The sequence below is a fragment of the Nonomuraea sp. 3-1Str genome, from assembly GCF_031570565.1.
Taxonomy (GTDB): Bacteria; Actinomycetota; Actinomycetes; order Streptosporangiales; family Streptosporangiaceae; genus Nonomuraea.
Window position 1 is genome coordinate 46,981 of the sequence record NZ_JALHBK010000038.1, and the last position, 22,740, is coordinate 69,720.

Below are 22,740 nucleotides of genomic sequence, written 5' to 3' on the forward strand. Positions count from 1 at the left end.
TTAAGTCGCCTTTCCTGGTTGAACGGGCAGCCGCGTGCGGCGGTCAGACAGCCGCGCGGAACGCGTCGAGAGAGGGCTTGATCACAGCCGTGGGCTGGGCGTCCCCGGAGACCGCGTCGAGCGTCTTGAGCCCGTCGCCGGTGTTGAGCACCACGGTCTCCGCCTCGGGGTCGAGCCGCCCGCTCTCGGCGAGCTTCTTCAGCACGCCGACCGTGACGCCGCCCGCCGTCTCGGCGAAGATGCCCTCGGTCGAGGCGAGCAGCTTGATCGCGTCCACGATCTCGGCGTCCGTCACGTCCTCCACCGCGCCGCCGGTGCGGCGGGCGATGTCGAGCACGTAGGGGCCGTCGGCGGGGTTGCCGATGGCCAGCGACTTGGCGATGGTGTCGGGCCTGACCGGCTGGACCACGTCGTGGCCGGCCTTGAAGGCGGCCGACACGGGCGAGCAGCCGAGCGCCTGGGCGCCGAACACCTTGTACGGCCGGTCCTCGACCAGCCCCAGGGCGATCAGCTCCTTGAAGCCCTTGTCGATCTTGGTGAGCTGGGACCCGGAGGCGATCGGGATGACGATCTGCTCGGGGAGCCGCCAGCCGAGCTGCTCGGCGATCTCGTACGCGAGCGTCTTGGAGCCCTCCGCGTAGTACGGCCGGAGGTTGACGTTGACGAACCCCCACTTGTCGCCCATCGGGTCGCCGATCAGCTCCGAGCAGAACCGGTTGACCTCGTCGTAGGTGCCGTCGATGCCGATGAGCTTGCCGCCGAACACCCGGGCCATGGCGATCTTGGCCTGCTCCAGGTTGGCGGGGATGAACACGCAGGCGTCGAGCCCGGCCCGGGCCGCCGCGGCCGTCACCGCTCCGGCGAGGTTGCCCGTGGAGGAGCACGACAGGGTGTGGAAGCCGAAGTTGCGCGCCGCCTCGACGGCGATGGCCACGACCCGGTCCTTGAAGGAGTGGGTGGGGTTGCCGGAGTCGTCCTTGACGTACAGGGACTTGAGGCCGAGCGCGCGGCCGAGGTTGCCCGCCTTGACGAGCTTGGTCCAGCCGGGGTTCATGTTCGGCTTGGTGGCCACGTCGGCGGGGACGGGGAGCAGCGAGCGGTAGCGCCAGATGTTGGCCGGGCCCGCCTCGATGTCCTCGCGACGGACGTCGCCGAAGGAGTAGGCCGCCTCTAGCGGCCCGAAACACTCCAGGCACGCGAAGCTCGGACCGAGGTCGTAGCGGGTGCCGCACTCGCGGCAGGACAGGGCGGTGGCAGGACCGAAGTCAAGCGACATGAAGCGAGGCCTTCCCTCATCTTCGCCCGCGGCCACCTTGACCGCAGACCGGAATTGGCACCTTGTCCCGGTCGGCCTCGCCAGGTCGCGAGTCTCAAGCCGGGAGGGTTGCCGGGGCTTCGCAGGGCCGGTCCCTCCACCCCTCTGGATGAGCAATATTCAGTTGTCGCATCAGACTGTACCCGGCCACGCGCCGCCGCCGTCCACTCGTCTCATAGCATGAGACGAGTGATCTCACCGGTAGTCGTCGCCGAGCGCCGCCTGAACGTACTTGCGCGCCTGGTGGATGCGCGACTTGGCGGTGCCGAGCGGGATGCCGAGCTGCTCGGCCACCTCGTTGTAGTCGAGCTGGACGATGTCGCGCAGCACCAGCGCCTGGGCCAGGTCGGGCTTGTCGGCCTCCAGCGCCTCCATGGCGTCGAGCAGGTCCAGCCGCGACCCCGCGATGACGCTGACGCGCGCCACGTCGGGTTTCTGCACCGGCAGCTCCTCGGAGGTCTGCTCGGCGGCCCGCCGCTTCAGCGACCGGTACGTGGTCCGCGCGCAGTTGGCCGTCACGATGTGCAGCCACGTGCTGAACCTGGCCCGCCCCTCGAAGCGACCGATGTTGCGGGCCACCGCGAGCAGAGTGTCCTGGGACGCCTCCTCGGCGTCCTGGCGGTAGGGGAGAATGCGGGCACAATGCCGCATCACGTCGGGCTCGATCCGCTTCAGGAGCTCGCCGAGCGCGCGATGATCTCCGGCTGCGGCGGAACGGGCCAGTTCCTCGGTTAGCTCATCAAGCGCCATAGCTGGGATCCTATGATCGGAGGGAGGTTAAATGAACAGTGTCCTGGTCGCCTCCAACAGAGGCCCGGTCTCGTTCACCGTCGACGACGACGGCGCGCTGACCATGAAACGCGGCGGCGGGGGGCTGGTGTCCGGGCTGTCCGGAGTGACCAGGGACCACGGTGTGCTCTGGGTGTGCGCCGCGCTGTCCGACGGTGACCGCATCGCCGCCCGGCAGGCCCCCGGAGGCCGGCTCGACCACACGGGCTACGACACGGGCGCCCTGCGGATGCTCGACATCCCGGCGGCGACGTTCCACCGCGCCTACAACGCGGTGGCCAACTCCACACTCTGGTTCGTCAACCACCTGCTCTACGACACCCCCAATGCGCCCAGTTTCGGCTCCAGGTTCCTGCGCGAGTGGGAGTCGTACCGCGACTACAACGGCGCGTTCGCGCTGGCCCTGGCCGAGGAGGCCCACCACGGGGCCCGCGTCATGGTGCAGGACTACCACCTGACCCTCACCCCCGCCATGCTCCGGGCCGAGCGGCCCGACCTGCGCATCGCCCACTTCAGCCACACGCCGTGGGCGCCGCCCGAGTACTTCTCGCTGCTGCCCGACGACGTGGCCCGCGAGGTGCTCGAAGGCATCCTGGGCGCCGACCACGCCGGCTTCCTGGCCACACGCTGGGCGGACGCGTTCATGGACTGCTGCCGGGCGCTGCTCGGCGCCAGGGTCGACCACGCGGCCCGTACGATCACCCACGAGGGCCGTACGACCCGCGTCGGGGTGCACGGCCTCGGGGTCGACGGCGACGCGCTCTGCGAGCGGGCCGGCGAGCCTGACGTCGAGTCGCACATGGCCGCGCTGCGCGACCAGGTCGGCGACCGCGCCCTGATCGTCCGCATCGACCGGACCGAGCTGTCCAAGAACATCGTGCGCGGCCTGCTCGCCTACCGCGAGTTCCTGGCCGCCCACCCCGAGTGGCACGGGCGGGTCGTCCACCTGGCCTTCGCCTACCCGAGCCGGCACGACCTGCCCGAGTACCGCGAGTACACCGCCTCGGTGCAGCGGTGCGCCAAGGAGATCGAGGACGAGTACGCCACCGAGGACTGGGACCCGCTGATCCTCAACGTCAACGACGACTACCCGCGCTCGCTGGCCGCCTACCGGATGGCCGACGTGCTCCTGGTCAACCCGATCCGCGACGGCATGAACCTGGTGGCCAAGGAGGGCCCGATCCTGTCGCCGCGCGCCGCCCTGGTGCTGTCGCGCGAGGCCGGGGCGGCGGCCGAGCTGGGGCCGCACGCCCTCGTGGTCAATCCCTACGACATCAGCGACACGGCCGGCGCGCTGCACGAGGCGCTGGTCATGCCCGAGGAGGAGCGGGTGCGCCGCCGCCGGGAGCTGGTGGCCGCCGCCACGGCGCTGCCTCCCGAACGGTGGCTGGAGGCGCAGCTCGACGCCCTGGACAAGCTCGGCCCCATCCAGGGCTGACCGGCCGAAGGCCACCTTCATCGCCAGGTCGCGCGCTTGAGCACGCCGGCCAGGCCCGGGGTGTTCCACTGGTCGACGACGAGCACCTTGGTCCTCGGCAGGTACCATTCGCGCTGGATCCACCTCGACCTGACCTCGGCGCCGTCGTAGGTGACGCAGGTGGCCTTCCATTCGCGGTAGTACGCCTTGTGGCCGGGGCCGACCTGACGCAGGCCCTTGACCCTGGCGGCGCCGAGCCTCTCGCCCCACCTGCGGTCGTGCGGGCAGGGCTGGACGTCGGTGGCCGGGTAGAACGGGCGCTCGGCGGTGTACGGCTCGAACACCTCGCCGCCCAGCTCGATGGCCTTCGGCCCGAGGATCCAGAAGCTGTCGCACTCCGACCCGGCGTAACCCGACCCGGGCTTGGGGCACGAGCCGGTGACCACGCGGATCCAGTCGCCCTTGCCGTACACCTTCCAGCCGCCCGGCAGGCTCAGTGTCAGGCCGTCGCGCAGGCGGAGGGGGGTGCCCGAGCCCCCGGCGGAGGCGGAAGCGGTGGCGGTGGCGGGGATCAGGAGCGTGACCGCCGCGGCGAGGCCCGCGGCGGCGAGAGCTGTCTTCGGCATGCCGTGACCGTACGGCCGGGCACTTGCAGATCGATCACCAACGACTTGATCAGGAGCGCGCGACAGCCGAGGCGAGCTCACGGAGCAGCGCCACGACCCCGTCGGGCCCGTCCACCACGATGTCGGCCCGCTCGGCCAGCCTGGTGACCTCCGCCGAGCCGCTGCACACGGTCACGCCCGGCAGCCCCGACGCCTCGACCGCGTCGAAGGCGGCCAGGTCGCCGAGGTCGTCCCCGGCGAACATCACGGACCTCGCGGCCCGCTCGGCCAGGAACAGCCCGAGCGCGTGCCCCTTGTCCATGCCCGGCGGTCTCAGCTCCAGGACGAGCCGGCCCGGCTCCACCACCAGGCTGTGCCGGGCGGCCAGCTCGGCCAGCGGCTCGCGCAGCGCGGCCAGCGCGCCCTCGGGGTCGTCGGCGCGGCGGGTGTGGACGGCCACCGCCCGGCCCTTGTCCTCCACGGTCACGCCCTTCAGGCCCAGCGAGTCGAGCAGCAGCGGCAGCTCCGCCTCCGCCCGCGGCACGCCGGCGGGAGGCGGCGGGCCGGAGACCGTGCCGCGCTCCCATCGCTCGAACCCGTAGTGGCCCAGCACCACCAGGCCCGGCACGTCGGCCAGGCCGGGCCCGAGCTCCAGGGCGGTGGCGACGGGCCGTCCGGTCACGATGGCCACCGCCCCGACGTGCCCGCCCAGCTCGGCCAGCACGCCGGGCGCCTCCGGGTGGATCCGGGCGGAGGCCGGGTCGGGCACGATCGGGGACAGCGTCCCGTCGAAGTCGAGCCCGATCACGGCGCCCGCCGGGTCCTTCAGGATGGCTTCCATGCCAGGGATGTCTCCAGGGATGTTCCTCACGCGGCTGGGCCTACCCAGCCGGTCAGGGGCGCATGCCCAGACGCCTCGCGGCGCGGTCCCGCTGGCGGCCGGCGCGCAGCCTGCGCAGCCGTTTGACCAGCATCGGGTCGTGCTCCAGGGCGGCCGGCTTGTCGATGAGCTCGCCCAGAAGCTGGTAGTAGCGGGTGGCGGAGAACCCGAAGGTCTCCTTGATGGCCTGCTCCTTGGCGCCCGCGTGGCGCCACCACTGGCGCTCGAAGGCGAGGAGGTCGAGATCGCGTCGGGTCAGCTGTGCGGGTGACGTGAGGGGCTGGTCGTGCGCTGGCTGTCGGGGTGCACTGTCACCGCCGGCCGGTGCAGTGTCCATGGTTCCTCCTCCAAAGGCTGCGCGCGACGATCACGACACGCGCATGCGGCCCGACGCCATCGTAATGTGCGCAGTCCGGCTGTTCATGGCGGATGGCTAGACGTACAGTCACGAAGTGTGACCTCAGTCATCACGCTTCTCACGGACTACGGGCTGGAGGACGGCTACGTGGCGGCCTGCCACGGGGTGATCGCCGGCATCGCGCCCGAGGCCCGGGTGATCGACGTGTGCCACACCATCCCGTCGGGCGACGTACGGCGCGGCGCCGCGATCCTCGCGCAGACCATTCCCTACCTGCCCCTGGGCGTGCACATCGGCGCGGTGGACCCCGGCACGGGAGGCACCCGCCGGGCCGTCGCGATCGAGGCGGGCGGCCGGGTGTTCGTCGGCCCGGACAACGGGCTGCTGTCGTGGGCGGTGCACGCCAGCGGGGGCGCCGACGCGGCGTACGAGCTCAGCAACGAGGACTACTTCCTGCGACCCGTCTCGCCCACCTTCCACGGGCGCGACATCTACTCGGCCGTTGCGGCCCGGCTGTTCAAGGGCGCCAAGCCGGCCGACATGGGCCCGGAGCGCCCGGTCGGCCGGCTCGTCTCGCTGGCGGAGCCGACCTCGGTGGTGCGCGAGGGTGCCGTGGAGGGCGAGGTCGTCTCGGTCGACCGCTACGGCAACACGCAGCTGTCGATCACCGCGAGCCACCTGGAGTCGCTGGGGGCGCGGGTGGGCGACACGCTGGGCGTGTGGCTGGGGCGGCGGCAGCTCACGCTGCCGTACCGGGAGACGTACGCGGCGGTGCCGCCGGGTGAGCTGGTGGCGTTCGCGGACTCGGCGGGGCTGATCGCGATCGCGGTGAACTCGGGGGACGCGGCGCAGCGGCTCGGGCTTCCCCCCGGCGCCCATGTCCGGATATCTCCCTCTATAGGCAAGTCTTAGGCTACGAAAGTTACTTAAGCCTAATTACGCGATGTATCGGACCGTTTACTGAAGGTCCTGATCAATCGTGGGCGTCGCGTGTCACAATCTCCGGCAACGGGCATCCCCCCACCTGCCCCGGAGGTCGCGATGCGCCACTTCCGTCCCATGCCGCGCGTCCCCAGGAGACTCCTACCCCGCCTCACCGTCTGTCTCATCACCTGTCTCGTCGCCTGCCTGTGCGCCTCGCCGCTGACGGGCCGCACATCGAGCGCCGGCGCCGCCGCCCGCACCGGGACGGCCGCGTACGAGGCCGCGCAGTGGCAGCTCCCCGCGCTGCGCCTGCCCGAGGCGTGGCGGATCAGCAGAGGCGAGGGCGTGCTGGTGGCGGTCCTCGACACCGGCGTGAACGGTCGCCACCCCGACCTCGCGGGCTCCGTGGTGGCCGGTCCCGACCTGACCGGCGCCGGGAGCCGGCCCGGCCGGTGGGGCCACCACGGCACCGCCATGGCCAGCCTCATCGCCGGCCACGGCCACACCCGCACGCCCGCCGCCTCCCGGGTCGCCGCGTTCTCCTCGCCCTCCTCCCCGGCCCGCGTGACGCGGGCCGGGGAGGAGACCGCACGGACCGGTGTGATCGGCGTCGCCCCCGAGGCCCGCGTCCTGTCCGTCCGCGTCACGCTGGAGAACGACGACCCGCTCCGCACCCATCCCTCCGCCGGCCGGCCCGACGCCCTGGCCCGCGGCATCCGCTACGCCGCCGACCACGGCGCGGACGTCATCAGCATGTCCCTGGGCGGCGGCAGCGGCGTCTGGAGGGGCTCGCCCGCCGAGCAGGCGGCGGTGCGGTACGCGCTGTGCCGCGGCGCCGTGCTGGTGGCCTCCTCCGGCAACGACGGCGAGACCACGAACCGCAGGAACTACCCGGCCGCCTACCCCGGCGTCATCGCGGTGGGCGCGGTGGACCAGCGGCTCAGGGTGACGGCGTTCTCCAACCGTCAGAACTACCTGTCGGTGGTGGCCCCCGGCACGGGCATCCTCACCGCCGACGGCGCCGGCTCGTACGTGGTGGGCGACGGCACGAGCGCGGCGGCGGCCATGGTGGCGGGCATCGCGGCACTCGTGAGGTCCGCCTACCCCGGCCTGCCACCGGACCAGGTGCGCGCGGCCATCGAACGCGGCACGGTCTCTCGCCCGGCCGCCCGCGACCCCTCGTACGGGCACGGCGTGGCCGACGCGCTGCTCGCGCTGCGGGAGGCGGGCCGGATGGCGGGAGCCCGTGCGGGCGAGGCCCCTCCGCCGCCGCCCGCGCCCGGCCGGAGCGCCGGACCGGAGCCGGAGTCGCGGCTGCCGACCCTGGTGGGGCTGCTCGTGCTCTGCCTGGCGATGGCCGCGCACGTGGTGGCGCGGCGGCGCGCCTCCTGAGCCGCACGGCTTAAGCCTAGCAAGCGCTTGTGTAATACTCGTGGCATGACCCTGGCGATCGACGGCTGGTTCACGATCGAGGACGGCGCCACCCACCTCCTGGGCGCCCGGTGCTCCGCCTGCGGCACGGTGACGTTCCCGCCGCGGACCGGCTGCTGCCCCGACCCCGGCTGCGAGAGCGAGAGCCTGGAGGTGACGCGGCTGTCCCGGCGGGGCCGGGTCTGGTCCTACACCGACGCCCGCTATCCCCCGCCCGAGCCGTACGTGGCCGCCGAGCCGTACACGCCGGTCACGCTGGCGGCGGTGGAGCTGGAGCGCGAGGGGATCGTGGTGCTCGGCCAGGTCAGGGACCTCACGGTCGAGGACCTGGAGGTGGGCATGGAGCTGGAGCTGACCCACGGCGCGCTCGCCGACGGGCCGCTGGTGTGGATGTGGGGGCCGGCGTCGTGAGCGTGGTGGTGCTGGGCGCGGGCATGCACCCGTGGGGCAAGTGGGGCCGTCCGTTCACCGAGTACGGCGTCGCGGCGGCCCGAGAGGCGTTGCGCGACGCCGGGGTGAGCTGGCCCGAGATCGGGTTCCTGGTGGGCGCCGACACGATCAGGAACGGCTACCCGGGCTTCGTGGCCGGGGCCACGTACGCGAGGGCGCTCGGCTGGTCGGGCGCCCGGATCGCGTCCTGCTACGCCGCCTGCGCCTCCGGCGCGCAGGCCATCGACATCGCCCGCACCCGGATCCTCGCCGGGCTGTGCGACGTGGCGCTGGTGGCGGGCGCCGACTCGACCCCGAAGGGCTTCTTCAAGCCGGTCGGCGGCGACCGCCCGGACGACCCGGACTGGCTGCGCTTCCGCCTGCTCGGCGCCACGAACCCCGCCTACTTCGGGCTCTACGCGCGCCGCCGCATGGCCCTGCACGGCTCGACGGCCGAGGACTTCGCCGCGGTCAAGGTCAAGAACGCCCGCGCCGGCTCCCTGAACCCGCTGGCCCGCTACCGCAAGCCCGTCACGGCCGAGGAGGTGCTGGCCTCGCCCATGGTGGCCGATCCGCTGCGCCTCATGGACATCTGCGCCACCTCCGACGGCGGGGCCGCGCTCGTGCTCGCCTCCGCCGACTACGCGCGGCGGCGCGGCGTCACGGACGCGGTGCGCCTGGCCGCCGTGTCCACGGTGACGCCGTCCTTCCCGAACGCCGTGCTGGAGCTCCCGGAGTTCGCCACCGACTCCCGCGCCGCCGTGCCGCCCCCCGAACGGCCGTTCCGCGCGGCGATCGCCCACGCCGCCTACGAGGAGGCGGGGCTGGGACCGGAGGACGTGTCGTTCGCCGAGGTGTACGACCTGTCCACGGCGCTGGAGCTGGACTGGGTCGAGGACGTCGGGCTCTGCCCGCCGGGCGAGGCGGACAAGCTGCTGCGGGCCGGCGACACCGCGCTCGGCGGGCGTGTCCCGGTTAACCCCTCCGGCGGGCTCGCCTCGTTCGGCGAGGCCATCCCCGCCCAGGCGATCGCCCAGGTGTGCGAGCTGACCTGGCAGCTGCGCGGCCGGGCGGGCGCCCGCCAGGTGGCCGGCGCCACGGTGGGGCTGGCGGTCAACCAGGGCCTGTTCGGGCACGGCTCCGCGGTCATCGCCACCCGCTGACGTACGGCCCGAAGAGCTGACATACGGCCCGCACAAACGCGGAGCCCCGCGCGAGCGGATCGCGCGGGGCCCGTGTGGCGGGACGGCGGCGCTAGCCGACGTGGACCACGTCGTGCGTCTCCGCGAAGTGGCAGGCGCTCAGGTGCGACGTGCCCGGCCGGATCTGGAGCAGCGGCTCCTCCTCGGCGCAGATCTCCTGGGCCTTCCAGCAGCGGGTGCGGAAGCGGCAGCCCGACGGCGGGTTGGCCGGCGAGGGCGGGTCGCCCTGCAGGATGATCCGCTCGCGCTGCTCGCGGCCCTCGGGGTCGGGGACCGGGACGGCCGACAGCAGCGCCTGGGTGTACGGGTGGGCCGGCCGGTCGTAGATCTCCAGGTCCTTGCCCAGCTCCACCATCTTGCCCAGGTACATCACCGCGACCCGGTCGGAGATGTGGCGCACCACCGACAGGTCGTGGGCGATGAAGATGTACGCCAGGCCGAACTCGTTCTGCAGCCGCTCCAGCAGGTTGATGACCTGGGCCTGGATCGACACGTCGAGCGCGGAGACCGGCTCGTCGCAGACGATGATCTCGGGCTGGAGCGCCAGGCCGCGGGCGATGCCGATGCGCTGGCGCTGACCGCCGGAGAACTGGTGCGGGTAGCGGTTGATGTGGTCGGGGTTGAGGCCCACGACCTCCAGCAGCTCCTGCACCTTGCGCCGGCGGTCACCCTTGGGCGCCACCTCGGTGTGGATGTCGAAGGGCTCGCCGACGATGTCGCCGACGGTCATCCGGGGGTTCAGCGAGGTGTAGGGGTCCTGCATCACCATCTGGATGTTCCGGCGCATCCGCTTGAGCTCGCCGCCCCTGGCCTTGGCCATGTCGCGCCCGTTGATGACGACCGAGCCGGAGGTGGGCCGCTCCAGCGCCATCAGCACCTTGGCGAGCGTGGACTTGCCGCAGCCCGACTCGCCGACGATGCCCAGCGTCTCGCCCTTGTTGAGCTCGAACGAGACGCCGTCGACGGCCTTGATGGCGCCGATCTGCTTCTTGAACATGATGCCCTGGGTCAGGGGGAAGTGCTTGACCAGGTCCCGCACCTCAAGGATTCGCTCACCTTGGGTCGCCATCGAGGACCTCCCTCCAGTAGTGGCAGGCGCTGTTGCGCACACCGCTGATCGCGTAGAGCGGGGGGGCGTCGGTCACGCAGTTGTCCTGGCGGTACGGGCACCGCGGGTGGAAGGCGCAGCCGGTCGGCATGTCGAGCAGGTTGGGCGGCAGGCCCTTGATCGCGTACAGCTCCTGGCCCTTGAGGTCGACCCGGGGGATCGACTCCAGCAGACCCTTCGTGTACGGGTGGGCGGGCGCCCGGTAGATGTCGTACACCGGGGCGTTCTCGACGATGCGTCCCGCGTACATGACCGCGATCTTGTCCGCGACGTCGGCGACGACGCCGAGGTCGTGCGTGATGAGGATCAGGCCCATGTTGCTCTCGCTCTGCAGCTCGGCGAGCAGCTCCATGATCTGGGCCTGGACCGTCACGTCGAGGGCGGTGGTCGGCTCGTCCGCGATCAGCACCTCCGGGTCCAGCGCGATCGACATGGCGATCATGATGCGCTGGCGCATGCCCCCGGAGAACTGGTGCGGGTAGTCGTGCACGCGCTGCTTGGCGGCCGGGATGCGGACCCGGTCCATCAGCTCGACGGCCTTGGCCATCCCGTCGCGCTTCGACATGCCGCGGTGGACGCGGAACATCTCGCTGATCTGCCAGCCCACGGTGAACACCGGGTTGAGCGCGGAGAGCGCGTCCTGGAAGATCATCGCGATGCGCTGGCCGCGGACCTGGGTGCGCGCCTCGTCCGACAGCTTGAGCAGGTCGGTCCCGCGGAAGCGGATCTCTCCCTTGGGAATGCGCGCGGGCGGCATGTCCAGGATGCCCATGATCGCCTGCGCGGTCACGGACTTGCCGGAGCCCGACTCGCCCAGCACCGCGAGGGTCTCCCCCGGGTTGAGCGTGTAGCTCACCCCGTTGACGGCCCGCACGACACCGGCCCGCGTGGCGAACTCCACGTGGAGGTCCTCCACCGCCAGCAACGGCTCGTCGCCCAGCCCTCCCTCGGCGGGCAACGTGTCCAGCGATGTCTTACTCATCTGTCCCCCCTCCTACCTGAGCTTCGGGTCGAGCGCGTCGCGGACGGCGTCGCCCAGCATGATGAACGCCAGCACGGTGACGCTCAGGAACACGGCCGGGAACACCAGCGGCAGCGGCGCCTCCAGGAACCGGTTCCGGGCGTCGGCGATCATCAGGCCCCACGAGATGTCCGGCGACTGCACGCCCACCCCGAGGAACGACAGCGCGGCCTCGGCCGCGATGAACCCGCCCAGGTTGATGGTGGCCACGACGATCACCGGGGCGATCGCGTTCGGCAGCAGGTGCCCGAACATGACCCGGCTCTGGCTCGCGCCGAGCGCCCGCGCCGCGATGACGAAGTCCTGGCTCCTGGCCGTGATGACGGCGGCCCGCATGATGCGGAACGTCATCGGCCAGGCCAGCACCGACAGCGCGATCACGACGATCCAGATGCCCAGGCCCTTGTCCCGGAACGTCGCCGTGATGAGCAGCGCGCCCAGGATCTGCGGGATCGCGAAGAACACCTCGGTGACGCGCGAGGAGACCGTGTCGGTGAGCCCGCCGCGGGCGCCCGCGATGAGGCCGAGCAGGCCGCCGACCACCGCGGTGATGACCGTGGTGCTGACGCCGATGAGGATCGAGTTGCTGGCGCCGTAGATGGTCCTGGCGTACACGTCGCAGCCGAGGTTGTCGCGTCCGAACAGGTGACCCGCACTGGGCCCCTGACGGGCTGTCGCGAGGTCGCAGGAGCGCGCATCCAGCGGGTTGATCGACGTGAACAGCGAGGGCCAGAACGACATGATCAGCAGGATCGCGATGAGGGCCAGCGAGAAGATGAACATCGGCCGGCGGCGCAGGTCGTGCCAGGCGTCGCTCCACAGGCTCGCCGGCCTGTCCTCCTTCTTGCGGCGCCTGCCGCCGCCGGGGGGCGACGTGACCGGGGCTTTGTCCGTGGTCAGGGTCTGGGTCTCGGAGGCCGCTGGATCGGCCTGGGGGATGTCACTCATAGCGGATCCTCGGGTCGAGCACTGCGTACATCAGGTCGACGACCAGGTTGGCCACGATGTAGACCAACACCAGGATGGTCACGATTCCTACGACGATGGGTTGTTCTCGTAGGTAGACGCCTTGGTAGAGCTGAAGACCGATTCCCGGCAGGTTGAAGATCGTTTCGGTGATGACCGCCCCGCCCATGAGGTTGCCCAGGTCGGCGCCCAGATAGGTGACCAGGGGGATCAGCGCGTTGCGCAGACCGTGCCTGCCGATGACCCTCCGCCGGGACAGGCCCTTGGCGACGGCCGTGCGGATGTAGTCGGATCTCAGCGTCTCCACCAGGCTCGTTCTCGTCAGCCGGGTGAGGTAGGCGATCGACACACCCGCCAGCACGAAGCCGGGCAGCAGGTACGACTTCAGGCCCTGCGTGGCGCCCGCGATGGGGAAGATCTCCGTGCCGGTCACCTGCTTGAGCCAGACGCCCAGCCAGAGCTGGAGCACGAAGCCGCTGACCAGGGTGGGGATGGAGATCAGCAGCAGCGTGGACGCCAGGATCGCGGTGTCGGTCGCCCTGCCGCGGCGCAGCGCCGCCCACAGGCCGAGGACGACGCCGATGATGGCCTCGAGGGTCAGCGCGACCAGCGCGAGGTTCAGCGTGACCTGGAGCTTGCCCGCCAGGAGCTGGGTCACCGGGACGCCGGCGAACGTCGTGCCGAAGTCCCCGCGGAAGATGATGCCGCTGATGTAGTACCAGTACTGGAGCAGCAGCGGATCGTTGAGGTGGTACTGGTCGCGGATGATCGCGACGATGTTGGGGTCCTGCCGCTTCTCACCGGCCAGCGCAGCGATGGGGTCACCGGGCAGCGCGAAGACGATGGCGAAGATGAACAGGGTGGCGCCGAGCAGGACTGGCACTGCCTGGATCAGGCGCCTGATGATGTAACGGCCCATTCAAGCCTCCCGTACATGCCGGAAGGCAGTGCCTGGATCCATGGGGTGAAACGGCCCAGGCGACTGCCTTCTTGGCGCTCTCGAGGGGCGGGCGCGCCACGCGTGCCCGCCCCCGGGAACAAGTGTCAGGCCTTCTCGACGTCAGCCCACTCAACCTGGTTGAGCAGGTTGATCTTGACGTTCTTGACCTTGGTCGAGTATCCCGAGTTGTTCCGGTAGAAGTACACCGGGATGTACGGCATCTCCTTGATGAGGATGTCGTCCGCCTGCTGGTAGATCTTCAGGCCCTCTTCGGGGGTGGCGGCCTGGTCGCCCTTGGCGACCGTCTCGTCGAACTCCTTGTTGGAGTAGCCCGCGTAGTTGGAGCCCGTCTTGATGGCGCCGGTCGAGAAGATCGGCGACAGGTAGTTCTCGGCCGACGGGTAGTCGATCGCCCAGCCCATCCGGAACATGCCCTTGTACTTCTTGGCGTCCAGGTCGTCCAGGATGTTGGCGAACTTCTCGAACGGCTTGACCGTCACCTCGACGCCGAGGTTGGCGCGGAGGTTGTTGGCGACGGCCTCGATCCACTCCTTGTGACCACCGTCGGCGTTGTAGCCGAGCTCCAGCTTGGCCGGGCCCTTGGCGGCGGCGTACTGCTCCTTGGCCTTGCCCGGGTCGTAGGCGCAGGCCGTGCAGGCGCCCTGGCGGTAGCCGTCGATGGCCGGGTTGATGAAGTCGTCGGCCGGCGAACGGGTGCCGGAGAAGACCGTCTCGGCGATGGTCTTCCGGTCGATGGCCATCGAGATGGCCTCGCGGACCTTGACGTCCTTGTACTCGTCGTTGTACTGGAGGGGGAAGCCGATGTAGCCGATACCGGCGTCCGGCTGGTCCTGGTAGCGGTCCCCGAGCGCGGTCTTGGCGCTGGCGATCGCCGACGCGGGCAGCGAGTCGTGGATGTCGACGTTGTCGGCCTGCAGGTCGTTGTAGGCCGTCTCCGAGCTGTTGTAGAGCTTGAACTGGAGCTTGGTCCAGCCGTTCGGCTTCTTGCCCGGGAACTTGTCGTACACCGACAGGTCGATGCTCTGGTCAGTGCCCTTCTTGTAGGGCTTGTCCAGCTTGAACAGGCCCTGGCCGATCGGCTTCTCGCCGAACTCCGCCGTCACCTTGCCGTCGGGGCCGAAGGCGGCCTTGGGCAGCGGGTAGAACGCGGTGTAGCCGAGCATGGTCTTGAACTGGGAGAACGGCGCGGTGAGCGTGACCTCGAGGGTGGTGTCGTCCACCGCCTTGAGGCCCTTCATCTCCTTGGTGGTGACCTGCTTGCCCTCGCCCGGGTTGAGGTCGGCGTAGCCGTCGACACGACCGAAGAAGTAGCCGGCGCCCTGCGCGTTGTCCTGGTTCGCTGCGTAGTTCCAGGCGTCAACGTAGTTCTGCGCGATCACGGGCTCGCCGTTGTGCCAGGTGTAGCCCGGCTTGAGCTTGATCGTCCAGACCTTGTTGTCCTGAGTCTCGATCGACTCCGCGGCGCCCATGACGACCTGCTTGTTCTCGTCATAGTTCACCAGCGGCTCGAAGACCGCCGCGAGCGCCTCGGCGCCCTCGGACTCAGTGGTGTTCGAAGGGACCAGCAGGTTCTGCGGCTCGCCGAGCTCCATGCGGACCGGCGTGTCCCCGCTCGATCCGGAGGTGCCGGTCGAGGTGCCGCCGCCGCCACCACACGCGGCAACCGCGAGGGCCAGCAGCGCGGTACCGGCGACGATCTGTGCGCCCTTAGTAACACGCATGGTAAGAAGATTCCTCCCTCTACAGGTGGGCGTTAGCGCTGAGCTGCGATGATCGTGAGCAGCCTGACGGGGGGTTCGGTAATCCCCCGGGTTTGGCTGACATGGTCAAACCAGCCGACGCCCTGCCAGTCGATCGCGACTATCCCTCACTACGTGCCACCAGCGAGTCTCTGGCGCGTTGCAGTTCGGTCACACGTGCGCCAATCCAGCGTCACACTCATACGGCTCAGACGGCCTAGAAGCTCTCATAACCGTCAGATGACCATACGTTTGGACACGGACAGTCGAGCAAAAATACCTCTTACCGAAATGTGCTCGCGCCCTTGTCGGGCACGTGCCGGGTCACTGGGCTACGGTTGTTGCCGTCTTGACGGCGCCTTGGAACCGGGCGCTCCAGGACTCCGTCCAACTGTCTGCCGCGCACCCGCGCGGGAGCACCTCACCGACCCGGATCCAATAGAGTCCTTGCCATGAGTCAGCCGGAATCCGCTGTCGCGGACGCCCAGGCGGGCGGCCGGAGCGGGCAGGAGCCGCTGGCCAAGCTCGCCGCGAGATACGGGCTTCGCCGTGCCATCGCACGGCCGAGGTTTCCTGTCTACGTGCGCCAGCTCTGGGAGCGGCGGCACTTCATCCTGACGTACGCGTCCTCGCGCAACGTCTCGAAGTACACCAGCTCGGCCCTCGGCCAGCTGTGGCAGGTCCTGACTCCGCTGCTCAACGCCGCCATCTACTACGTGATGTTCGGCCTCATCCTCGGCGGCAAGGGCGGCATCCACAACTACCCCGCGTTCCTCCTGACGGGGATGTTCGTCTTCACCTACACGCAGCGGACCGTCACCGCGGGCGCCAAGTCGATCTCCGGCAACCTGTCGATGATCCGCGCTCTGCACTTCCCGCGCGCCTCCCTGCCGCTGGCGTACACGATCCAGGAGCTGCAGCAGCTCGCCATCTCCATGGGCGTGCTCCTGGTGATCGTCCTCATGACGGGGGAGCCCATCACGCTGGCCTGGCTGGTGGTGCCCGTCGTGCTGCTCCTCCAGACGATGTTCAACGTCGGCGCCGGGCTGGTGATGGCCCGGCTGGGAGCGTCCATGCGGGACCTCAACCAGCTCCTGCCCTTCATCACCCGCACCTGGCTGTACGCCTCGGGCGTCTTCTTCTCCATCCAGGACAGGGTCGTGGGCAAGGCCCAGGCGCCGCAGTGGGTGGCCGACCTGATGTACTACGCCAACCCGGCCGCCTCCTACATCGAGGCCATGCGCGACCTGCTCATCACCCGCGAGGGTGGGCACAACCCACCGGATGCGGTGTGGATATCCTGCGTATTCTGGGCGGTGTTCGCCCTCTGCTTCGGCTTCTGGTACTTCTGGCGTGCCGAGGAGAGGTACGGGCGTGGCTGAACTGACCGAGGAGCTGTCACTGGTGAAGGCCGAGGAGCCCGCCGTCGCCGCCGGCAAGGACGGCAAGGCGAAGCCGCAGCCCAAGCCGGCCACGCCGGTCAGCAAGCCGCCTCTCGACGTTCCCACCGGCACGCCCACCGTCATCGTCGACGACCTGCACATCATCTACCGCGTCTACGGCGCGGCCACCGACGTCGAGAAGGGCAACGCGGTCAACGCCCTCACGCGTCTCCTGAAGCGCCAGGGCAGGCCGCAGATGAAGGAGGTCCACGCCGTCAAGGGCGTCTCCTTCGTGGCCTACCACGGCGACGCCATCGGCATCGTGGGGCGCAACGGGTCGGGCAAGTCCACGCTGCTGCGCGCGATCGCCGGTCTCCTGCCGCCCCACTCGGGCGCCGTCTACACCGACGGGCAGCCCTCGCTCCTCGGCGTCAACGCCGCGCTCATGCGCGAGCTCACCGGCGAGCGCAACATCGTGCTCGGCTGCTACGCCATGGGCATGACGCCGGCCGAGGTCAAGGAGAAGTACCAGGAGATCGTGGACTTCTCCGGCATCGACGAGTTCGTCCAGCTGCCGATGTCCACCTACTCCTCCGGCATGGGGGCGCGCCTGCGCTTCGCCATCTCCTCGGCCAAGACCCACGACGTGCTGCTCATCGACGAGGCGCTGGCCACCGGCGACCGCGAGTTCCGCAAGAAGAGCGAGCAGCGCATCCGGCAGATCCGCGAGGAGGCCGGCACGGTCTTCCTCGTCGCCCATGACCTGCGGGTCATCGAGGAGACCTGCAACCGGGTCATCTGGCTGCACAAGGGCAAGATCAAGATGGACGGCGACCCGAAGGAAGTGCTCGCCGCCTACAACAAGGGCTGATCCACCCGAGCCTCCAGCCGCCGGCGCGTACGACACGCCCGGCGGCTTCCTCATGGGACGACTTCGCGTGCGGCACCTGCGACACGAGGGGTCAACGCCTGACACCGTGGCGCACGGTCCGGTATGATTCGAACGTTGTTTCGATACGGCAAGGCGCGGATGGAAGGGAACGGGGGCGCGATGGGAGAGCTTTCGGCCGCGATCGACCACCTGGCCATCGAGGACGTGTCGGAGATCCCGAGGATGGAGCTGGCCCAGCAGCTCCTCGACCTGCACTGGCAGATGGCCCGGCTCCAGGCCCAGATCGCCCGGCGCACCGGCGTACGCGTCTGACGCTCTCGGAGCGGGTCGGGCAGGCCGGGCGGGTCAGGTCGGGCGGGTCAGGTCGGTCGGGCAGGTCGGGTCCGGACATGGGAGTGCCGCCGGTCCCTGGTCGAGGGACCGGCGGCGGGCTGCGCCTCTCACCGGGGGTCGCCGCCCTGCAGTGGCGGCTCGGCAGGTGAGGCGTGACTCGGGCTCGGGCGCGTCCGCCCGGCCCGCGCCGTCCCACCGGTCCGGGAGGCGGGCCGTCCGAGCGCCGGCACCAAGGCGCTCGTCATCCCTCCCCCGGTCCGCCGGCGGACACGGCGGGCAGCGGCCTTTCTGGTCAGGTCAGCCGCGTACCCGGCACCACTTCGCCCGAGGCGAGGCCACGTGACAGCGGGGTGCCGGACACCACGGCGCCCGGAGTCACCCCCTGAGCCAGCGGTCCGCCGGAGACGACGCCACGGGACAGGGCGCCGCTCCCGGCCACACCGCTCGGAGTGACACCCCGCGAGAGGGCACCGCTCGACACGACACCGTTCGACATGACACCGTTCGCCAGAGCGCGCCCGGGGCCGCTGGAGAGCGCGCCGCCCGGCACCGCACCACTGGAGGTGACGCCTCGGGCGAGCGTGCCGTTCCGGGCCACGCCCTGAGTCACGCCCTGGGCCAGCGGCACGCTCGGCGCCACCCCGTTCGGCGTCACACGGCTCGGGGCGACGCCCCTGGACAGGGCGCCCCTCAGCGTGTCACCGGCCGGGAGGTCCGTGGTCGGGGAGCCGGTCGTGGTCGGGGCCGGCCGGCGCGGCCGGACGTACCGCCGCTGCCAGTTCTCCCGGCCGCGCCGGCCCGTGCGGGCCGTCCTCGGCGAGGAGCCGTCGTCGTCCCGGGCGGTGACCGGCGCGGTCCTCGTCCCGCCCCGGCGGCCGGTCGCGGAGCCGCCTCCCGACGTCCCTCCGCGGGAGGCCGCCGAGGGAGAGCCACGGTGCCCGGGCACCGTCGGACGCGGTGTCCGGTCCCCCGGCACCTCGACGCGGGGCACGGCACCGGTGACGGGGCCGGGCACAGCACCGGTGACGGGACCGGGCACGGCGCCGGACACCGTACCGGGCGCGTCGGCGTCCAGTGTGCGGGCACCGGGCACCGTGCCCAGGCTCGTACCGTCCAGGGTCCCCCGGCCGGCCGTCCCGCCGTCCAGCACCCTGCCGTCCGGCGTCCTGTCGTCCAGCGTTCCGGCGGCCGTCGAGGTCACGTCCGGTGCGCCGGGCCCCGTCGTGAGCGGCCTGGCGGAGCGTTCCACCTGCGCGTGGGCCGGCGGAACGGTGAGGGCCGCCGCCAGCCCGAGTGACGCGACGGCGACAGCCGCCTTGACTACACGATTCATGATTGCCTTCCCGGCTCGTGATCGATCGCTCTCGAATGCGGAGGAAACGCGAATCGAAAACCCCCCGAAAGCCGAGACGAACACGCTGTGGGCACCACACGCGGCGCGCCGCCCGGCTGAGCTACCGACGTAGTTGTACCACCACGGCCGTCGGCTCGCGGGCCAGGTCAACAGCCCTTCAAGAGGCTCGGGAGAGCCCCGGCAAGGCCGTCGAGCGACAGGGAGAACGGGCGACATTTCAGGATATGGGGAGGGCGGATTCCCGGGCATAGGCCGCCCGCTCCCTGAGCACGCCGACGGCCCGCGAACGACCGCCGGTAAGGACGAAAGCCGCGGGCCGGGCGCACAGATTTTCCGCTAGCCGGGTGCTCGCTTGACCGCTCGGGCCGGGCGGGGCTCACCCGGCGGCCGGAACTCCTCCGGAGTCACCCCGGGCCGGCTCAGACGGCCAGCAGGGCCTCCTCCACAGCGGGCTCGAACGGGAACCGGTCGGCGAAGGCCGGGCGCAGATCGGTCAGCCACACCGCCGTCGGGTCGTACCGGGCGAAGAACGGCCGCCCGACCAGCGACGGGTCACGGGCCTGGATGAAGTGCAGCACGAAGACCCGCTCACCGGCGATCTCCGTGACCCCGTCGACGCACACCTTGCCCGGCGTGGCCGACATGGAGGGCCCCCGCACCGTACGGCAGAGCCCGGAGACCGACGCGTACGCGTCCCTGAAGATCTCGTGGGCCCGGGCCAGCGGCACCGCGAAGTAGTCCTGCGGCCCCGTGTCGCGCTCGACGAACATGTAGTACGGGATCATGCCCATGCGCAGCTGCCTGCGCCACATGCCCGACCAGAGCGCGGAGTCGTCGTTGATGGAGCGGATCAGCGGCGCCTGCGTCCGGATGGTCGCGCCGGTGCCGAGGATGTTCCGGACCGCCGCCTCGACGAGTGGTGGCTCCAGCTCGCGGGGGTGGGTGAAGTGGGCCATGAAGGCGAGGTTCTTGCCGGCGGCGACCACCTTCTCGAACAGCTCCAGCGTGGAGCCGGCGTCCGGATCCGTGGTGAAGCGCTGCGGCCAGTACGCGAGCGACTTCGTGCCGATCCGTACTGATTCAAGCTGCTCCAGATCGAGGAGCGGCTCCAGGTAGCGCTTGAGCACCGGCTCGCCCATGATCATGGCGTCGCCGCCGGTGATCAGCACGCTGGTGACCTCGGGGTGCCGGCGGATGTAGCGGACCATCTGCTCGATGTCGTCGGAGGCGAACTTGAGGTCGGCGTCGCCGACGAACTGCGCCCACCGGAAGCAGTAGGTGCAGTAGGCGTGGCAGGTCTGTCCCTGCTTGGGGAAGATCAGGACGGTCTCGGGGTACTTGTGCTGGAGTCCCGGGACCGGCTCGTTCTCCAGCCGGGGCACGTTGAGCTCCATCTGCCCGGCCGGGTGCGGGTTGAGCCGGGCGCGGATCCGGTTGGCCTCCGCGTTGATCTCGGCGGCGGGCGCCTCCGCCTTCAGCAGGTCGGCCAGCCGGGCGACGTCCGGGGCGGGCAGCATGTCCGCCTGCGGGAAGACCAGCTTGTACATGGGGTCGTCGGGCGCGGCCGACCAGTCGATGAGCTCGTCGACGACGTACGCGTTGGTGCGGAACGGGAGCACCGTGGCGACGGCCCTCACCCTCAGCCGTTCCTCGTCGTCGAGCCCTGCCCGGAGCAGGAGGTCGTTCAGATGCTTGGACGTGTAAGCCCGGAAGCGTCGTGTGCCTGCCTGGTTCAAGATCACTAAGCGTTTCCCCTCTTTTTTGTTCGATCGCCGGTAAACCTCAAGCCCCTGTCGCGCGTCTGTGGCCTTTATATCCGGACGTTGCAAACCCGGGATTCGGTTCCGCCGAGTCGCTGGGAGATTTCAAAAGAGCATCTCGCGACATATCGCGTTTATGGCTACACTGACGACGTGACCCACGATCCCGCGCTGCGCGCCTCCGACACCGACCGCGACCGCGTGGCCGCCGTGCTGGGCGAGGCGCTCGCCACCGGCCGGCTCACCAGCGTCGAGCACGCGGACCGACTCGAAGCCGCCTACACGGCCAAGACCGTCGGTGAGCTCGTCCCCCTCACCGGGGACCTGCCGGACGTGACCGCCTCCCGGCCGCCGGAGGCCGTGGAGCAGCAGACGATCCGCTCCACGTTCAGCAAGATCATCAGGAAGGGCCGCTGGATCGCCTCGCGGCACACCAGACTGGTGGCGAACTTCGGCGCGATGATCATCGACCTGTCCGACGCCGTGCTCCCCGGCCGCGAGGTCACACTCGAGTGCGACGCCCGCTTCTCCAAGCTCATCGTGCGCGTCCCCGACAACGCCCGCGTCATCGACGAGGGCAGCTCCACGTTCGGCAAGCGCAACGTGTCGGGCGGCTCGGACGGCGACGGCCCGCTCATCCGGATCACCGGCGCGTCGATGTTCTCGAAGGTGATCGTGTCCCGCGGCGTCGCCGACTGGAACCTGCGCTGACCCCGTCCTCTCCCGGCGGATCGGCCACCGGGACCACCGGCTAGCCTGGCAAGCGTCCCGCCTGCGACCGCGGGCTCGCCGAGCCCGCCTTCGGCGAGCCTCACGGCGGGCACGCACGCCGTACGAGGTGACCCAGTGTCCGACAGCAAGCCGATCGCGCTCGACGCCATGGGCGGCGACCACGCCCCCCACGAGATCGTCGCGGGAGCGGTGCACGCCGTGCGCGAGCGCGGGCTGGAGGTCGTGCTGGTCGGACCGCCGCGCATCCTGTACGAGGCCCTCGCCGACCACGACGCCACCAAGGAGATCCCCATCGTGCGGGCCGAGGAGGTCCTCGCGATGGACGAGGGCGCGCTGGCCAGCCTGCGCCGCCCCCGTTCGAGCATCGCGATCGCCTGCCACCTCGTAAGGCGGGGCGACGCGTCGGCCGTGGTGTCCGCGGGCTCGACCGGCGGCATCGTGGCCACCGGCCGGCTGCGCCTCAAGCCCCAGCAGGGCGTCCTGCGGCCCGCCATCGCCGTCGCCCTGCCCACCCGGCCGCACCCCACGCTGCTCGTCGACGCCGGGGCCAACTCCGACGCCAAGCCGGAGATGCTGGTGCAGTTCGCCCACCTCGGCACGGCCTACGCGGAGCTGGCCCACGGCATCGCCCAGCCGAAGGTCGGCCTGCTGACCATCGGCGCCGAGGCCGAGAAGGGCAACAAGCTCGTCAAGCGCGCCCACGAGCTGCTCCAGAGCGCCCCCGGCCTGCACTTCACCGGCAACATCGAGGGCCACGACCTGCTCACCGGGGCCGTCGACGTGATCACCGCCGACGGCTTCACCGGCAACGTCGCGCTCAAGACCATGGAGGGCACCGTCCGCTACGCCTTCCACCAGCTCGGCGAGGCCATCGGCGAGAGCCCGGCGGCCCGGCTGGGCGCGTTCCTGCAGCGCTCCCGCATCCGCGACCTGCGGCAGCGCCTCGACGCCGAGGCCCACGGCGGCGCCGTCCTGCTCGGCCTCAACGGCACCGTGGTCATCGCGCACGGCTCGTCCAGGTCACAGGGCATCAGCGCGGCCTGCGAGCTCGCAGCGGAGCTGTCGGCCGGTGGCATCGTGGACCGCGTGGGCGAGCGGATCGCCATCGCTCCGCGATCACACCGGCTCTGGTGAACCCGTAG

22 protein-coding genes and 1 riboswitch are annotated in these 22,740 nt (G+C 70.7%); of the genes, 10 read left to right on the forward strand and 12 right to left on the reverse strand.

The features are described 5' to 3' along the window. Nucleotides 1-43 precede the first annotated feature (43 nt). Both thrC and MTP10_RS38170 read right to left on the reverse strand, forming a co-directional pair. Nucleotides 44-1,276 carry a threonine synthase gene (thrC, locus tag MTP10_RS38165; protein WP_310716320.1) on the reverse strand — a complete coding sequence of 411 codons (1,233 nt, stop codon included), beginning with the start codon at nt 1,274-1,276 and terminating at the stop codon, nt 44-46. A 13-nt stretch (nt 1,277-1,289) separates the two neighbouring features. Continuing rightward, nucleotides 1,290-1,431, reverse strand: a riboswitch (SAM riboswitch). Nucleotides 1,432-1,510: 79 nt separating this feature from the next. Next, complete coding sequence (locus MTP10_RS38170) at nt 1,511-2,065, reverse strand: RNA polymerase sigma factor (RefSeq protein WP_310716322.1); 555 nt, start codon at nt 2,063-2,065, stop codon at nt 1,511-1,513. A 31-nt stretch (nt 2,066-2,096) separates the two neighbouring features. On the opposite strand from MTP10_RS38170, the gene MTP10_RS38175 reads away from it, so the two are divergent. After that, nucleotides 2,097-3,542 (forward strand): trehalose-6-phosphate synthase, encoded by a 1,446-nt coding sequence (locus MTP10_RS38175; protein WP_310716323.1) that lies wholly within the window; start codon nt 2,097-2,099, stop codon nt 3,540-3,542. Nucleotides 3,543-3,559: 17 nt separating this feature from the next. On the opposite strand, the gene MTP10_RS38180 is transcribed toward MTP10_RS38175, so the two are convergent. Genes MTP10_RS38180 through MTP10_RS38190 form a run of 3 tightly spaced genes read right to left on the reverse strand, consistent with a single transcriptional unit; the run spans nt 3,560 to nt 5,343 of the window. Next, nucleotides 3,560-4,147 carry a hypothetical protein gene (locus MTP10_RS38180; protein WP_310716325.1) on the reverse strand — a complete coding sequence of 196 codons (588 nt, stop codon included), beginning with the start codon at nt 4,145-4,147 and terminating at the stop codon, nt 3,560-3,562. Between the two features lie 49 nt (nt 4,148-4,196). Then, a complete protein-coding gene (otsB, locus tag MTP10_RS38185) occupies nt 4,197-4,967 on the reverse strand; it encodes a trehalose-phosphatase (RefSeq protein WP_310716327.1) in 771 nt (256 codons plus the stop codon). Between the two features lie 52 nt (nt 4,968-5,019). Further along, a complete protein-coding gene (locus MTP10_RS38190; RefSeq protein WP_310716328.1) occupies nt 5,020-5,343 on the reverse strand; it encodes a DUF3263 domain-containing protein in 324 nt (107 codons plus the stop codon). 117 nt (nt 5,344-5,460) lie between these two features. Between MTP10_RS38190 and MTP10_RS38195 the strand changes: the two genes are divergently transcribed. The 4 genes from MTP10_RS38195 (at nt 5,461) to MTP10_RS38210 (ending at nt 9,311) form a co-directional block, all read left to right on the forward strand. After that, nucleotides 5,461-6,276 (forward strand): SAM-dependent chlorinase/fluorinase, encoded by an 816-nt coding sequence (locus tag MTP10_RS38195; protein WP_310716329.1) that lies wholly within the window; start codon nt 5,461-5,463, stop codon nt 6,274-6,276. A gap of 129 nt (nt 6,277-6,405) precedes the next feature. After that, complete coding sequence (locus MTP10_RS38200; protein WP_310716330.1) at nt 6,406-7,680, forward strand: S8 family serine peptidase; 1,275 nt, start codon at nt 6,406-6,408, stop codon at nt 7,678-7,680. Nucleotides 7,681-7,725: 45 nt separating this feature from the next. After that, nucleotides 7,726-8,130 (forward strand): OB-fold domain-containing protein, encoded by a 405-nt coding sequence (locus MTP10_RS38205; protein WP_310716332.1) that lies wholly within the window; start codon nt 7,726-7,728, stop codon nt 8,128-8,130. Further along, a complete protein-coding gene (locus MTP10_RS38210; protein WP_310716334.1) occupies nt 8,112-9,311 on the forward strand; it encodes a lipid-transfer protein in 1,200 nt (399 codons plus the stop codon). The genes MTP10_RS38205 and MTP10_RS38210 overlap by 19 nt, the downstream gene beginning before the upstream one ends. A gap of 91 nt (nt 9,312-9,402) precedes the next feature. On the opposite strand, the gene MTP10_RS38215 is transcribed toward MTP10_RS38210, so the two are convergent. The 5 genes from MTP10_RS38215 to MTP10_RS38235 form a co-directional block, all read right to left on the reverse strand. Further along, a complete protein-coding gene (locus MTP10_RS38215) occupies nt 9,403-10,419 on the reverse strand; it encodes a dipeptide ABC transporter ATP-binding protein (RefSeq protein WP_310716336.1) in 1,017 nt (338 codons plus the stop codon). Further along, a complete protein-coding gene (locus MTP10_RS38220) occupies nt 10,403-11,440 on the reverse strand; it encodes an ABC transporter ATP-binding protein (RefSeq protein ID WP_310716338.1) in 1,038 nt (345 codons plus the stop codon). Before MTP10_RS38220 ends, MTP10_RS38215 begins: the two co-directional genes overlap by 17 nt. Before the next feature lie 12 nt (nt 11,441-11,452). Further along, nucleotides 11,453-12,427, reverse strand: a complete 975-nt coding sequence (locus MTP10_RS38225) for an ABC transporter permease (RefSeq protein WP_310716340.1) — start codon at nt 12,425-12,427, stop codon at nt 11,453-11,455. Further along, nucleotides 12,420-13,364 (reverse strand): ABC transporter permease, encoded by a 945-nt coding sequence (locus tag MTP10_RS38230; RefSeq protein WP_310716342.1) that lies wholly within the window; start codon nt 13,362-13,364, stop codon nt 12,420-12,422. Before MTP10_RS38230 ends, MTP10_RS38225 begins: the two co-directional genes overlap by 8 nt. A gap of 125 nt (nt 13,365-13,489) precedes the next feature. Further along, a complete protein-coding gene (locus MTP10_RS38235; RefSeq protein ID WP_310716344.1) occupies nt 13,490-15,127 on the reverse strand; it encodes an ABC transporter substrate-binding protein in 1,638 nt (545 codons plus the stop codon). Nucleotides 15,128-15,597: 470 nt separating this feature from the next. Between MTP10_RS38235 and MTP10_RS38240 the strand changes: the two genes are divergently transcribed. The 3 genes from MTP10_RS38240 to MTP10_RS38250 all read left to right on the forward strand — a co-directional run bounded on the left by MTP10_RS38240 (nt 15,598) and on the right by MTP10_RS38250 (nt 17,731). Beyond that, a complete protein-coding gene (locus tag MTP10_RS38240; RefSeq protein ID WP_310716345.1) occupies nt 15,598-16,527 on the forward strand; it encodes an ABC transporter permease in 930 nt (309 codons plus the stop codon). After that, a complete protein-coding gene (locus MTP10_RS38245) occupies nt 16,520-17,398 on the forward strand; it encodes an ABC transporter ATP-binding protein (protein ID WP_310716347.1) in 879 nt (292 codons plus the stop codon). Before MTP10_RS38240 ends, MTP10_RS38245 begins: the two co-directional genes overlap by 8 nt. A gap of 180 nt (nt 17,399-17,578) precedes the next feature. Beyond that, nucleotides 17,579-17,731, forward strand: coding sequence for a hypothetical protein (locus tag MTP10_RS38250; protein ID WP_310716349.1), 153 nt, complete (start codon nt 17,579-17,581; stop codon nt 17,729-17,731). 313 nt (nt 17,732-18,044) lie between these two features. Here MTP10_RS38250 and MTP10_RS38255 read toward each other — a convergent pair whose 3' ends face one another. Both MTP10_RS38255 and MTP10_RS38260 read right to left on the reverse strand, forming a co-directional pair. Beyond that, nucleotides 18,045-19,085, reverse strand: a complete 1,041-nt coding sequence (locus MTP10_RS38255) for a hypothetical protein (protein WP_310716350.1) — start codon at nt 19,083-19,085, stop codon at nt 18,045-18,047. Between the two features lie 440 nt (nt 19,086-19,525). Then, entirely contained in the window at nt 19,526-20,848 is a 1,323-nt protein-coding gene (locus MTP10_RS38260; protein WP_310716351.1) for a lysine 2,3-aminomutase, read from the reverse strand. A gap of 171 nt (nt 20,849-21,019) precedes the next feature. Here MTP10_RS38260 and MTP10_RS38265 point away from each other — a divergent pair, with 171 nt between their 5' ends. Both MTP10_RS38265 and plsX read left to right on the forward strand, forming a co-directional pair. Next, entirely contained in the window at nt 21,020-21,577 is a 558-nt protein-coding gene (locus MTP10_RS38265; RefSeq protein ID WP_310716352.1) for a DUF1707 domain-containing protein, read from the forward strand. Between the two features lie 135 nt (nt 21,578-21,712). After that, nucleotides 21,713-22,732, forward strand: coding sequence for a phosphate acyltransferase PlsX (gene plsX / locus MTP10_RS38270; protein WP_310716353.1), 1,020 nt, complete (start codon nt 21,713-21,715; stop codon nt 22,730-22,732). Nucleotides 22,733-22,740 lie beyond the last annotated feature (8 nt).